9 protein-coding genes are annotated in these 14,808 nt (G+C 40.3%); 3 read left to right on the top strand and 6 right to left on the bottom strand.

Annotation, left to right across the window (positions count from 1 at the left end):
• From KQI87_RS14355 to metG, 3 genes are all read right to left on the bottom strand, one after another.
• The coding region (locus KQI87_RS14355; protein WP_216460729.1) for a DUF5979 domain-containing protein at nucleotides 1–3,320 on the bottom strand (3,320 nt) is incomplete at its 3' end.
• A gap of 904 nt (nucleotides 3,321–4,224) precedes the next feature.
• Nucleotides 4,225–4,443, bottom strand: a complete 219-nt coding sequence (locus tag KQI87_RS17395; protein WP_334300747.1) for a DUF6783 domain-containing protein — start codon at nucleotides 4,441–4,443, stop codon at nucleotides 4,225–4,227.
• 12 nt (nucleotides 4,444–4,455) lie between these two features.
• A complete protein-coding gene (gene metG, locus KQI87_RS14360; RefSeq protein WP_216460730.1) occupies nucleotides 4,456–6,414 on the bottom strand; it encodes a methionine--tRNA ligase in 1,959 nt (652 codons plus the stop codon).
• A 613-nt stretch (nucleotides 6,415–7,027) separates the two neighbouring features.
• Here metG and KQI87_RS14365 point away from each other — a divergent pair.
• Together KQI87_RS14365 and KQI87_RS14370 are read left to right on the top strand one after the other, a co-directional pair.
• Nucleotides 7,028–7,450: a Fur family transcriptional regulator gene (locus KQI87_RS14365; RefSeq protein ID WP_216460731.1), complete on the top strand. Its 423-nt coding sequence runs from the start codon at nucleotides 7,028–7,030 to the stop codon at nucleotides 7,448–7,450.
• A 194-nt stretch (nucleotides 7,451–7,644) separates the two neighbouring features.
• On the top strand, nucleotides 7,645–8,190 hold the full coding sequence (locus KQI87_RS14370) for an NADH peroxidase (RefSeq protein ID WP_216460732.1): 546 nt from the start codon (nucleotides 7,645–7,647) through the stop codon (nucleotides 8,188–8,190).
• A 116-nt stretch (nucleotides 8,191–8,306) separates the two neighbouring features.
• On the opposite strand, the gene KQI87_RS14375 is transcribed toward KQI87_RS14370, so the two are convergent.
• Together KQI87_RS14375 and KQI87_RS14380 are read right to left on the bottom strand one after the other, a co-directional pair.
• Nucleotides 8,307–8,975: a hypothetical protein gene (locus KQI87_RS14375; RefSeq protein ID WP_216460733.1), complete on the bottom strand. Its 669-nt coding sequence runs from the start codon at nucleotides 8,973–8,975 to the stop codon at nucleotides 8,307–8,309.
• Nucleotides 8,976–9,187: 212 nt separating this feature from the next.
• The gene (locus tag KQI87_RS14380; protein WP_216460734.1) at nucleotides 9,188–12,478 is read right to left on the bottom strand and encodes a tetratricopeptide repeat protein; all 3,291 of its coding nucleotides are present in this window, start codon (nucleotides 12,476–12,478) and stop codon (nucleotides 9,188–9,190) included.
• Between the two features lie 228 nt (nucleotides 12,479–12,706).
• Here KQI87_RS14380 and KQI87_RS14385 point away from each other — a divergent pair, with 228 nt between their 5' ends.
• Nucleotides 12,707–13,576: an AraC family transcriptional regulator gene (locus tag KQI87_RS14385; RefSeq protein WP_216460735.1), complete on the top strand. Its 870-nt coding sequence runs from the start codon at nucleotides 12,707–12,709 to the stop codon at nucleotides 13,574–13,576.
• A 155-nt stretch (nucleotides 13,577–13,731) separates the two neighbouring features.
• On the opposite strand, the gene KQI87_RS14390 is transcribed toward KQI87_RS14385, so the two are convergent.
• Complete coding sequence (locus tag KQI87_RS14390) at nucleotides 13,732–14,730, bottom strand: arabinose ABC transporter substrate-binding protein (protein ID WP_216460736.1); 999 nt, start codon at nucleotides 14,728–14,730, stop codon at nucleotides 13,732–13,734.
• Nucleotides 14,731–14,808 lie beyond the last annotated feature (78 nt).

Consider the following 14,808-nt stretch of genomic DNA (forward strand, 5'->3'; position numbering starts at 1 on the left):
TAGTACTTTCCGTCTGGTCCCTGTACCGTAAATTTAAAGGTCTTTCCTTCCGCACTGACTCCTTCCACCTTCTTGCTTACGCTCAGGTTTCCCTTGTCCTTGCTGTAGGTATTTGTCACGGATGCTGTCGCTGTTGTTCCCTTGCTCACTGTCACCTTTCCGGTTCCTGTTACTGCAAGTCCGTATCCGCTGATTCCGGCTTCTTCTGTCTTTTCGTTTACTGTGTATTCTCCTACCGGCAGATCCTTGATCGTTACAGTCTCTTCTGCCTTGACTTCCACTACTGTTTCTGTATCAGATGCGGCTCCGTCTTTGTCATAGTACTTTCCGTCTGGTCCCTGTACCGTAAATTTAAAGGTCTTTCCTTCCGCACTGACTCCTTCCACCTTCTTGCTTACGCTCAGGTTTCCCTTGTCCTTGCTGTAGGTATTTGTCACAGATGCTGTCGCTGTTGTTCCCTTGCTCACTGTCACCTTTCCGGTTCCTGTTACTGCAAGTCCGTATCCGCTGATTCCGGCTTCTTCTGTCTTTTCGTTTACTGTGTATTCTCCTACCGGCAGGTCCTTGATCGTTACAGTCTCTTCTGCCTTGACTTCCACTACTGTTTCTGTATCAGATGCGGCTCCGTCTTTGTCATAATACTTTCCATCTGGTCCCTGCACGGTAAACTTAAAGGTTCTTTCTCCTGTATCAGCCCCTACTACGTACTTGCTTATGCTCAGATTTCCTTTATCATCTGTGTCATCACTTGAAGTATTAGAGCAAGTTACTGTTTCTTGAAGTACTGTCGTTGATCCACTTGGTTTTATATGATGTATCTCACAAGTTGCATGATCCACAGTATTAGCAATAACAGAACCATTTGTAGAAGCCACACATGTAATATGAGCCGTTGGTGCTAATAGTGTTCCAAGTCCATTACTGTATTTAATATGTCCTGTATATGTTGAAATTGATCCATTATTATTAGTATAAAAATTCCAAATTACACTATTTGCTATTGGATCCCACGCCCCTGGTCCTTTATCATTAACTTTACATCCTTCAATATCAATTTCAGATGGTGCATTTGTACAATCAACATTAATTACAAGCAATTTGCCATCTGTTTGTAGTCCAGTATTTGCTGTCCACTCATGTACATATTTAAAAGGTTTTTTGCCATCAACAAAAATATTTTCATAATCTATTTTACCAGAAGCACTTATTGGAACATACGCTACTTTTACATCATCCATTTCATTAGGAACAAGATTACCTAATTTACTAGACAGATTTTCCAAATTGTTCAATTGTGACTCAAAATCAATAGGAAACGGTTCATCTGCTTTAATTACATCAACTTTACTACTTTCAATCTGATATTTACTTTGATCTTGTCCTACGATATATCCTTGATTTGAATTTATCCATTGTACTGTATTGGTACTTCCCATAATAACAGAAGCTTTTATACCATTGTTGCTCTGTACTAAATCATGATTTACTCCACCTGGTTGTTTAAAAAATTCAATATATGATGTATTACCAACACTTTGAACAGAAGATCCTTTTAATCCATTTGTACTATATGATACATCATATTCTCTTCCGTTAATTGTTCCTTTAGAAGATGTAATAGGATTTCCTGAATCATCTATTTCAAATACATAATACTTCTGATTCGTATTAAAGTTACTTGAATCTATTGTATCAGATATTCCTTCTCCTTTATCATTTGTAGTAATTTGAATATTATCTAATCCAGGTACTACTTGATATCCACTATTATCTTTAGTGTATATTCCGAATTTAAATGTAGTATTTTTTCCTGCAGAACCAGACGCTTTTTTCTTTATAACCAAATCAAATTTTGTAGTATTTTGATAAACAGCATCTGTATTACCTAATGAATTTGTATTACCATTTAAATTTTTTACTGCTATTGCACCTTCCATATGATTATCATTTGTAAAGTTAATAGCAAATACAGCAAAGTTCTGAGCTATACCTAAATCTGAAACAATTTGTGAACGGCTCATTGAAGTTCCGTTTGCACCATAGGTTTCTGTAACTCCAGAAAATGAATCCATCTGGAAATTGCCCTTTACCATCGCATTTTTATTGTTATCTTCGATTTTGGCACTTAATTTTTCTGCTGATATTGTATCATCATTATCACTGACATGATAAATTTCCACATTGTTAACCAGACCTTCTGGAATACTTTCCGGAAGCTGGGCATTCTTTCGTTCAATACTAATTTTTACCTTCTCAGTTGGTTCTACTTCTTCTTCACCTTTTAAGAAAGTAAAATCATAATATCTGAAGCCCAGAAGAACTTTATTATCTTTTTTATATTCTTCTTTTAATACCTCTTCAATTTTTCTATATTCTTCAGAATTAGGATCATCTAAAATCTCAATCTTCATTTTTACAAGATTGGAATTTAATACTTCTTCTTTTTTGTCAGCAACAGCAGTAATCTTAACATTGTCATCTTCATATACAAATTTTCTATTGTTTTCTACTGTCTGCGCAAGAATAAAAATGGAAAAGCTATCTGTAACAAATTCTGCAGATTTTACATTACCTTCTTCATCTACAGTGACATCCTTTGTAACATCGCTGACATTTGAATCATTATCCAGATGTAACACCTGAATTTTAGAAGCCTCCTGATTTACAGTTTCGTCTCCTATTTCCTTAACTTCATTAAACTGTATAGAAACAATAACTGTAGCATTCTGTGGCTCTACTTCAACGCCATCTTTTTCAAAATGCATATCATATGCTGTATAATCATTCATCTGCTCTGATGAATCCAGACTATTTTCAGCCAGTTCTTTTTGTTCGTCAGAAAGCTGTACTTCATTAACAACAAGTGTTGCATCTTCTGGTAAAGCTTTTGAGTCTGAAACAACAGCAACAATAGTTTTTTCATCGTCTTCATATGTAATAGTTCTTTCTTCTACCAAAGCAGTTGTAACACGTGTTAATGCCACAACTCCCATTTCAGAAGTTTTAAAATTAACGCTCTTCACTGCATCTGTTTCATTTTTCTCAAACTCAGCTGTTGTGTCTTCTTTTCTATTTACATAGACTTTTAAAGTACTCTGACATGACTCATCATCTGTATTTTTTTCAAGCTGTGGTGTTGCATACTGCATCTGTACTTTTACAGTGCCAGCTGCAGGTTCAATACGTCCGCCAGCGGATTCAGATGTAAAATAAATATCGTAGAATAAATAATCTGCTGTGATTTTTTCATTATCTACGCCAAGCAGATTATTAAGTTCATTAAGTTCTGTATTATATTTTTCAGGATCTGTATCCTGCAAATATTCTACTCTAAGCTCAGCATCCTGCGGAAGGTTTGCGCCTTCTTCTGCTTTTGCAGTAATAGCTACTCTGCTGTCTTCATATGTAAAATCTGTTTTTGGTGTTTCCTCTGGAGTTTCTGTAACTTCAGGGGTTGGTGTCTCCGTTGGTACCTCAGTTACTTCTGGAACTGGTGTAACCGGATTCTGTGGATTTTCTGAATCGTTAGAGTCATTAGAATCGTCGGAATCCTCCTGCTGGTCTTCATCGGGTTGTTCTTCGTCGGGCGTTTGCTCGGGTTCTTCTTCCTCTGGCTCCTCAACTTCCGGTTCTTCCTCTTCCGGTTCTTCGCTCTGAGCTGCCACTTCCTCTTCTGTTGTAGTCGCTGCGGGGATATTTTCGCTGCTTGCGAAAATAGCGTTTGCGCCCGACTGCTGGAAAATCATTATAACAGTCAGGAGCGCCGCAAGATAACGCTTGACGTTGCTCTTCATGTTCATGTTTCTTCCTCCCTTTTTTTCTCTTTCTTTTTTATCTTCTTTTGCAAATATGCCTCCATGTAAATGCATGAGTGTGCGTTACAGTCCGGGCGTTTCCGTCCTTCTTCACCATGCCAATACACCGAGGCTCTATTTTGTATGATAATATGTGTTTCCACTTTGTAAGTATAGCACTTTCTGGTCACAAAATTGTCATATAATCATATTTTCTCCACTATTTTCGATTTTTCTCCACTATAAACAATTTTTTATCGAAAAAGTTTCGCACTCACGACAATTCCCCATATCTTTGTACAAAAAAATTGAGGCTTCTATTGCACAAAGATATGCAATAAAAGCCTCATCATTTCTTCACGATACGGATGGAGTCTTTACCCATCGAAACTGGCAACATCATGAACACTCACATGCCCGTTACTCCCCTTTATCTACTATTAATAATAGCTTTTAGAGGTCTATTTGTCAAGATGATTTTTCGGAAATTTATACAGAATTTAAGCTGTTTTTTCAGTAAATTTCTCCAGTAATAACCATCCCTGCCGTGATAATTCATACTGATATTTCTGAAGTTGTCTTTAGAGCGTGTTTGAAAAATCATTCCCGCAATCTGCACGCCCCACTTTGCGATATATTTTGTCCGAATTCGGTTGTCGTATTAGCAGATTTCTGCTCCTGCCGGCATTTCTTTCTCAGGTACCATCAGGGAAAGATTTCCGTCTGCATCTTCTGCGCAGAGGATCATTCCTTCGCTGAGTACTCCGGCAAGTTTGGCTGGTTTGAGGTTAGTTACTACCATAACTTTCTTGCCTACCATTTCTTCTGCACTGTAGTGTGCTTTGATTCCGGAAACGATCTGGCGTACCTGGCTGCCAATCTGTACCTGTGAGCAGAGAAGTTTCTTGGATTTCTTTACTTCTTCGCATTTGATGATCTTACCAACCTGGAACTGAAGTTTGCCGAAATCTTCGAATGTGATTTCTGGTTTTGCTTCAATGTCGATCACATCTTCATTCTCTTCTTTTGCAGGTTCTTCAGCTTTTGGCGGATGAAGTTCTGCTACTTTTGCCATTACTTCTTTGAGGTCAAGACGTGCGAAGAGGATTTCCGGTTTCTCAGTTACTTTGTTTCCTGACGGATAGAGACCAAATGTCTTAAGATCTTCTAATTCTCTGTCCTGTGCATTTAACTGAGCAAGTATTCTCTCTGTTGTTTCCGGCATAAAGGATTTCAGCAGAGTTGCGCCGATGCAGATTCCCTCAACGAGATTGTAGAGAACTGTTGCAAGACGGTCTTTCTTTTCTTCATCCTTCGCAAGTGCCCATGGCATTGTTTCGTCGATGTATTTGTTGCAGCGTTTGAAGATTGTGAATACTTCTGTCATTGCGTCTGCTACACGGAGTTTGTCCATTTTTTCGTTTACTTTTGCAGGTACGGAGAGGATGAAGTTCTTGAGATCATCATCTACTGGCTCTGTTACACCTTTGTTTTCTACAACGCCGCCAAAATATTTATTTGACATGGAGATGGTACGGTTTACAAGGTTTCCGAGAGTATTTGCAAGCTCAGAGTTGAGGCGCTCTACCATCAGTTCCCATGTAATGACACCGTCGTTCTCGAATGGCATTTCGTGAAGTACGAAGTAGCGGACTGCATCTACACCGAAGAAGTCTACCAGTTCATCTGCGTAGATTACGTTTCCTTTGGATTTACTCATTTTGCCATCGCCCTGAAGGAGCCACGGATGTCCGAATACCTGTTTCGGAAGCGGCAGATCCAGTGACATCAGGAAGATTGGCCAGTAGATTGTATGGAAACGGATGATGTCTTTTCCAATCAGGTGCAGGTCTGCAGGCCAGAGTTTGTTGAACTGTTCTGTGCTTTCGCCGTCGCAGTCGTAACCGATTCCCGTGATATAGTTTGTAAGGGCGTCAAGCCACACGTATACAACATGTTTCGGGTCGAAGTCTACCGGGATTCCCCATTTGAAAGATGTTCTGGATACACAGAGGTCCTGAAGTCCCGGGAGAAGGAAGTTGTTCATCATTTCGTTCTTACGGGATTCTGGCTGGATGAAATCCGGGTGGGTGTTGATATAGTCAATGAGTTTGTCAGCGTATTTGCTCATTTTGAAGAAGTATGCTTCTTCTTTTGCAGGTACGCATGGGCGGCCGCAGTCCGGACATTTGCCGTCTACAAGCTGGGATTCTGTGAAGAAAGATTCACATGGTGTGCAGTACATTCCTTCGTAGTGTCCTTTGTAGATGTCACCTTTTGCGTACATTTTTTTGAAGATTTTTTTGACCTGTTTTTCGTGGTCTTCGTCTGTGGTTCTGATAAATTTATCATAGGATGTGTTCATCAGATCCCAGATTCTTTTGATCTCACCGGATACGTTGTCTACGAATTCTTTTGGAGTGATTCCAGCTTCCTGGGCTTTTAATTCGATTTTCTGACCATGTTCGTCGGTTCCGGTCTGGAAGAATACGTCGTAGCCCTGCTGGCGTTTGTAGCGGGCAATAGCGTCGGCTAAGACTACTTCATAGGTGTTGCCGATGTGCGGTTTGCCGGATGTGTAGGCAATCGCAGTGGTAATGTAATATTTCTGTTTTTCCATGGTTTATTGTCTCCTTTTTTTAATGTGGACGATTAAGGGAAATAAAAAAACGTCTCCTCAGATTATCTGAGAAGACGAGATTTACCCGTGTTACCACTTCTGTTCGTTTCCGGGCTCGCGCGGGGAAACCTTGGGAGGTACGTTGTGATACCTCTACGCTGTAACAGGCGTGCCTGTCGCTGCCTAAAGCTGTTGACTCTCAGCAGTGCCTCTCGGAAGCCATCTTCGATCTGCTCCTTGCATATCCCTCTCAGCCTTGGATTCTGTTCGTTGTGATCCGTGGGGATTTCTCTGTAATACGGTCTGCAAATGTACTCTCTTCTTCAATGAGTTTGTGTTATTTCGTAACAGCGGTTCATCTGTGATTGTGGAACGCTGTTGGTTATAGGAAATAGTTATTTCCTGTTATAGGGAAAATATAGCACATTTCGGTGGGTTTGTAAACATTGTTTCCTTGTTTATAGTTTTTACTTTTGAAAATTTTAAATGAGAATTATTTTTATTTATATCTTGACAATTTTCATCCAATATTGTATAGTAACAATATCAGTAATGATTATTGTTATTAAATAAGCAATTAGAGTTACTGCAATTCAGAGAAGGGAGGAATACCATGGCGACACTGAAATACAGCCGTCAGAGAGAATCCATCAAAGAATTTCTGCGAAGCAGGACGGATCATCCTACTGCGGATGTGGTATATGAGAATATGAAGCTTATCTACCCGAATATCAGCCTCGGCACGGTATATCGCAACTTATCTCTGCTGGCTGATCTGGGAGAAATTAAGAAGCTTTCTTCTTTTGCCGGAGCGGATCACTTTGACGGGCGAACCGAGAGGCATTGCCACTTCATGTGTACCAGATGTGAGCGGATCATTGATCTGGAGAATGAGAAGATTCACCACATTATGGAGCTTGCAGGCGAGAACTTTGGCGGAAAGATTACAGATTACAGCGCAAGATTCTTCGGACTATGCGAAGACTGTTTAAAAGAAACAGAGAACATTCCTGATAAAAAGTTTCAAAAAACCTAAAATAAAACTTGACTTTTTCAATCAAGTATGGTAACCTAAGAACATAGAAAACAGTAATGATTACTATTATTAAAAAATTACTTTTTCTACCGCATTTGCGGAAAGCACCAAAGAACAAAACGATGCCGAAAACAATCAGATTTTTATCTGGCATCCAATTAATAAATTCATTAAGAGAAAAGGAGATTTTAATTATGACAAAATGGGTATGTAGTGTATGTGGTTATGTTTATGAAGGCGAGAACGCTCCGGAAGTCTGTCCAGTATGTAAAGCACCTGCTGACAAATTCATCAAACAGGGCGGAGAAATGACATGGGCAGCTGAGCACGTTGTAGGTGTTGCTCAGGGCGTTAGCGAAGATATTATCGAAGATTTAAGAGCAAACTTCCAGGGTGAATGCTCCGAAGTTGGTATGTACCTTGCAATGGCCAGAGTAGCTCATAGAGAAGGATATCCGGAAGTTGGTTTATACTATGAGAAAGCAGCTTTCGAAGAAGCAGAACATGCTGCTAAATTTGCTGAATTATTAGGCGAAGTTGTAACAGACAGCACAAAGAAGAACCTTCAGATGCGTGTAGAAGCTGAGAACGGTGCTACAGCTGGTAAAGTTGACCTTGCTAAACGTGCAAAAGCAGCTAACCTTGACGCTATCCATGATACAGTTCATGAAATGGCAAGAGATGAGGCAAGACATGGAAAAGCATTCGCTGGTCTGCTTAAGAGATACTTCGGAGAATAATTTCATAACAGGAATTTTAAAAGGGAGAGCCGAAATAATCGGTTCTCCCTTTTTTTACTCATTGATTATTCTTTCAAGAAATTTATAAAAAATTTCACTGATACATCTGCCATGTTTTATATTGTGCCACCCAGAAGCATGGTATATGAATATTTTTTGCTGGTATTCTTGTAATTTATCTCTAAATAGTGCTGGCTATCCAGAGTAATGGTACTTCCACTCTTAATCTTTTTCCGTGCCCCGGTTCCATATTCGCAGAAATATAAACTATCTAATTTGTAACCCTTCTTAACAGCAATATTTATTTTTCCTTTTTTTGCAGTACCGAAAGAAGCAAAGTAGTGATTTCCCTTATCAAACTGTTTACTGTAATCTGTTTTTCCAAAAGTACATTTACTCAGTGGATTGGTATAATTGAATACTGAAACTTTGGATTTAAAAGAATATTTTTTTCCATTTTTTCTCTGTACTGTAAATGATACTGTAGTTGTACCTTGTTTATTTCCTTTTATAGCAATCGAGTGATCACCTCTGAACTGCACATTTTTTACCGTCGCTACACTTGTGTTGCTGGATTTTAAATTCAGGATCTTATCGGATTTCACTGAATTCATTATTCCATATGTTCCCGTTCCATCTGTTCCATTTTCTCTCATAAGTGTTATCGACTTCGCAAATTTAAGAGTGCCGGCCGCCTGTGCTGTTGCTGGTGCTGCTGCAAGATCCGCTACAATAAATGCAAACGCCAGGAATAATGCAATAACCAGATTTTTGACTTTTTTCATATCTACTTCCTCCTTAGACAAATGTTTTTCTTACTGCTTATTTTATTACTTTTCTTACCGACAAGCAACTTAAATTCCAGAAAATTCCAGCAAAAAGCCCTCAGTATTCGCACTACTGAGGGCTTTTGCCTTGCATTGAATTATATCGCTTCTTTGCCTACTTGCATTATAGTATATGTAATTTTTGAAATCAATATAGCAATTTATGAAAATTACTGAATTCCTCTCAGATACAGTCTAGCTAGCAAATGGTGCGGGTCAAGCTGGAGGGTTTCTTCAAAGTGTTCTTTTGCTTTTTCCAGATTTCCGAGGCCGAGATTTCCGAGGCCCATCAGATAGCAGCAATGTGCTTTATTCTTTCTGGTGAAGTTTTCGTCGAAGATCAGAAGGTCTGGGTAGGATACTGCGAAGTAGTCCATCTTCACTTCATCATAAATATGAGCTTCCCCATAACTGATCAGTTTATAGAATCTGGAATTTGCTGCAACCGGCTTACCCAGTTCTTTTAATGCAAGTCCCTGATACATGATCATATCTGCAGGCTGGTCATTATAGAACATCATTCCTGCCGGTTCATCGGTTCCAGTGGTTGCTTCAGCGAAAAGTTGCTGTGCTTTTTCTATATTGCCAAGTGCTTTTTCTGTCAGTGCCAGATAATAATTGATGTTATTATCTTTGGAACCTTCCAGTTTTCCTTCGCCCAGATTCTCCGGATATACAAGGGCTTTCTCAAGGGTCTCTTTTGCCTGTGTCCAGTCTTCTTTTGCGATAGCTTTCTTAGCCATTTCTACAAGTGCACGGGTGTACTGAGTAGTTGCCTTGCCTTCTCCGCCTTCCCATGGATGGAACTTTCTTCCCATAAGAAGTTCATATGCTTTCTCATGATTTCCCATGTAATTCTGAAGCGTAATATATTCGATAAATACATCATCACGTTTCACAAAGGTATCCGGATATTTCTCATAGAACTCCAGACGTTTCTCTACAGAATAGTCTAATTTCTTATATAACTGATCCAGTTCCAGGAATACTCTGCTGTCTGTAGTATCCAGTGCAAAAGCATGTTCCAGTACTTCTTTTGCTTTCTGCGGTTCCTGGCATTTATTATAATATACCAGGGAAAGGTTTCTGAATACGATCGGGAACTTGTCATCCAGTTTCGCGGATTTCTCCCATACTTCTTTTGCCTTGTCATACTGGCGTTTATCATACCATAAGTTACCTATATAATAGTAAGCTTTCGGAAGTTCCGGCTGAAGTTTCATTGCCAGTTCCAGCGCTTTGATGTCTTCCAGACGATTCGGGAAGCAGCAATAGGAATCTGCTGCATCTGCCTTTGCAGTCATCTCTTTTGCTTCTACTTCTTTTCCAAGTTTATACAGACATTCTGCACGATAGTAGTAAAGCATCGGCCAATCTCTGTCACAGATATTCAGCATTCCCAGTGCCTCTTCGTAGCATCCGCTTTCCATGTAGTCGACCGCTGCCTGGATAAAGTTCTGGTGGAAATTACGCATGCGTACTTTGAGTGCCTGTTTCATTTCTTCCTGTTTGTCTGCCTCTGCCAGAAGAATCTCTTCATATGCAGATACATAATCGAAGCAGTCAACTTTCTCATTCTCTTTAAGCCATGCTTTTGCTTCTTCTGTTCTTCCAAGCTTACGAAGGATTACTGCTTTTAAGCCTCTTGCTTTAATGTTATGGCTGTTTTTCACAAGTCCTTTTTCTACCAGCTCAAGGGCTAACGGATAGAATCCTTTACGTACTGCGATCGCTGCCAGGAAATAGAAGGACATTTCCTGCTGCTCATTGGACCAGGTTGCTTTGAAGAATGCGTCGTATGCTTCGTCATAACGTTCCTGATAGAACAGAGTCAGACCAAGGTCATAATATGCTTCACTGTTATATGGATTCGGGTTCTTCCATGTCATTCTTTCCAGCGCTTTGCGGAAATATTTCTCGCTTTCTTCCAGCAGACCGCGGCGGAACAGAAGCATACCATAAGCAGTGTTCAAACGGATATCGCCTTCATCACGTTTCAGACCTTCCAGATAATAATCATCCGGCAGATAGGTTGCATGACGGTACTGCTCGATGTGAAGTCCTGTCAGATACAGTTCTTCGCAGGTCTGGATCTCCTTCGGATCTTTTGCTGCTTTTGCAGGCTCAGGAATCTTTGCGATCTTCTCTTCCAGTGGAGTAAATTCTACAAGTTCTCTGCCTTCTGCATTGAATACACGAACCGTAATGTCTGTCTTATTCTCTACAGGAAGGCTGACTTTCTTCTCATATACGGCTACAGGAGAAATATCTGCGATTTCTTCGAATACCACTTCCCCCTTCTTCTCCAGAACTACTTTTGCATTCTTTTCCACTCCTGTTGTATAAACGCAAAGGGATACTTCGCCGTCGTTAATCTCCATATTTACCATGGCATCAATGCTGGCATTCTTTACATAACCAACTTTCTTGTATGGCATAAAATACTGCTTGAATGTTTTTTCCTCAAAAGGTTTCAGCCATGTGAAGTCAGGCTGGTTGTCTGTGTAGACACCTGTCATCAGCTCGATGTATGGGCCGTCTTCATCTGTAAGGTTTCTATCCCAAGCTTTTCCGAAATCTCCGCATCCCCATGTCCACTGTTTCTTACCAGGGGAAATATGATGATCTGCTACATGAAGGATTCCTGCTTCCTCTCTGTAATCGTATCCACCTACAAAGTCAAAGTCAGATTTCTCTGCCATATAAGAGGTCGGAACCGGAATGTTTTTGTAGCGGGAAATGTCCACACCTGCGCTGTAATCATGTTTATAATATACACCTGTAGCAATAGGGAATTTGGATACATCACGTTTTCCATGGTCCATAACTGCATGTACATCCGGTGGGAAAACAGACTGTGTATAGTCGTTTACAGGTACTGCCGGGTTTGCCCACCACAGGAAAGTCTGTGCCATTGGTGTACGGTTGTAGAGCTGTCCGCGGATCTCGATATATGCTTTGTCCGGATACAGAGTGAAGCTTGCAATTCCTTTTGTTCCGTACATCTGGTCTACATCATTGACCATAACAGTCTTGCTGCCGTCTTCATGTTCGGTAACTGTGTAGTCTACAGGCTGATAAGTAGTCGGACGATGGTGCTGTGGCCAGTTAAATTCAATACCGCCGGAAATCCACGGTCCGGTCAGGCCTACCAGAGCAGGTTTGATCACATGATTATAATATACGAAATCATATCCATTTGTTTTGTCATATGCACGCTGGATTCTGCCGCCAAGTTCCGGGAGAACCATTACTTTGATGTACTGGTTTTCCAGATATACTGCTTTCCATGCTTTGTCCTTCTTGACATCTTCGATTTTCTCAATTACAGGATACGGATACACTCTTCCTGAACTTCCCTGATATACACGCTTCTCAGAGAAAATCGGATTCTTTTCTGCTGCACCAATCTCATAGGTTGGAATAATGACTTCTTCTTCCCAGATTTTTACTTCTTCCATGTTACTTGCCTCCCAATTATATGTTACATTTTATTGTTCCTTTATGAGCGTTGAACATATTGAGCACCCGCTCTTCCGTTATATTTTTATTGTCCTTCGCAACATAAAATGTTTTTTTATTGCTTTTCCATATTTTTTATGATAGCTTAATTATATACGGTACTTATTGAATATTCATTACTGTAACTTGCTTATGAGTTTAAAAAAATTGCTATAAGGAGATTCATTATGAGAACAAAAGAAAACCTGGTTAATCCGGCTTCTGATTACTATCTTTATCAACCGAGTACGATTGCTTCCAGACTTTATCTTTATCCGAAAGAAATCGGATATTTTTACTATGAACCTGGTTACTGGCGTTCCAGGATTCAGTACAATAGTTTTCTTTTAATGTATATTGCAAAGGGAACCTGCCAGGTTCTTCTGCCAAATCAACAGTTACAGAACGCTGCTGCGGGACAGGTTGTGCTGATCGACTGTTATGTTCCCCATGAGTATGGATTTGACAGCAATTCCGAAGTTGCCTGGATCCATTTCGATGGTCCGCTTGCAAGAGATTTCTATGATCTAATCTTTGCAAGTCATGGAAATATCATTTCTCCGTCCAATCCATTTCCAATCACTAATGGTCTGGATCAAATGCTGCATGTTTTCCGCAACTCAAAACCTCTGAAAGAGGGCGAGGCTTCAGAAATGATCACGCAGATGCTGAACACTCTTTTGTATACACGGGCATATTCCGGCAATACAACTTCTCATTTCAAAGTGGTGGAGAAATCCCGTGCCTATATTAATGAGCATTTCAGTGAACCTCTGACTCTCGATCAGCTTGCAAAGAATGCCAATATGAGTCCTTTTCATTTTTCCCGTGTGTTCACTGCCCAGACTGGATTTACCCCGCATCAGTATCTGATTGCTACAAGGATCAACTCTGCCAAGTTCCTTCTGAAATTGCCGGATGTTCCGGTTAAGGAGATTGCCTTCGGTTCCGGGTTTAACAGTGAGAGCAGCTTCTGCTCTACTTTCCGCAAGTGGGAAAATATGACGCCAAGTGAATACAGGGAGCGTATGATCCGTTCTTCTGAGGATTCTGAGTAAAATATTTCTACAAAAAACATTGTTATTTATAAGTCTGCCTTGTCGCATACTTCCTGCACAAAAAATAAGAATCGGAAACTGCCTGCACAATTTCTGATTCTTATTTTTATATCATTTTTTGACTATTTTATATTTTCCTGTCTTCCAGTCAAATCCTAGTTTGCAGCGTCACCCATAACGTCTTTGTAGTTGTCTGGTGTAACGATCTCAGCATCTACTGCTGTTTCCATATCAACATCTTCGCCATTGATCAGTTTCATAAGAACATCTACAGAGCCTTCACCAACAGACTGAGAAGAGAAGTAAGCTGCTGCTTTCATGCATGTTCCGTCAGCACCTTTGTCATTCCACTCATCTTTTGCCATGTAAGCGCCAAGACCTACTACGCATGCGTTTGCATCCAGACCAGCTGTTTCAAGGGCACGGCATGCACCGATTGTTCCTTCTTCGTTAGCGCCCATTACCATCCAGGTTGTGATCTGTGGGTTTGCTGTAAATACTGCTGCAGCTGCTGTGTTTCCTTTATCTGTAGTTCCATCATAGTCTGCATAGAAAATATTGTCTTCTTTGAAATCTGCGCAGTCTTCTTTGAATTTATCATATTCACCTTCTGCACGAGGTACGCAGCTGGATACAGTGTCCATAGTCATGATCAGAAGACCTACATCATCTTTTCCGATAAGGTCATTATCTTTTGCATAATTTGCCATCCACTCGCCGTTTGTCTGGCCGATTACATATGCATTGATTCCTACCCATGGAGCCAGTTTCTCACCAGCATCATCCTGAAGTGCATCATCACACGCAACAATCGGGATTCCTGCATCTTTTGCTTTGTCAACAGCTGCCTGAGACAGTGTCTGGTCAGGTGTACAGGTGATGATACCGCTTGCATTATTTGCAACAGCATTGTCGATTGCTTTTAAATATTCTTCCGGGCTCATCTTTGCATCTACATAAATGAACTCTCCGCCAGCATCTTCAACAGCTTTCTTTGCTGCGTCACCTTCATCGATAAACCAAGTCTGGTCACCGGCTTTGTAAATACCATATACTACCAGTTTGTCATCTGCTGCACTTGCAGATACTGCCGGAACTACCATTGCGGATACCATTGCTGCTGCCAGAACTACGCTCATCACTTTTTTCTTCATTGTTTCTTCCTCCTTAGAATTTGAATTATATATGTTTTGCTATATTCAGTCACACACCCCTGTGTGAAAGTTTCATAA

Source organism: Blautia sp. MSJ-9 (genome assembly GCF_018919065.1).
Taxonomy (GTDB): domain Bacteria; phylum Bacillota; class Clostridia; order Lachnospirales; family Lachnospiraceae; genus Blautia_A.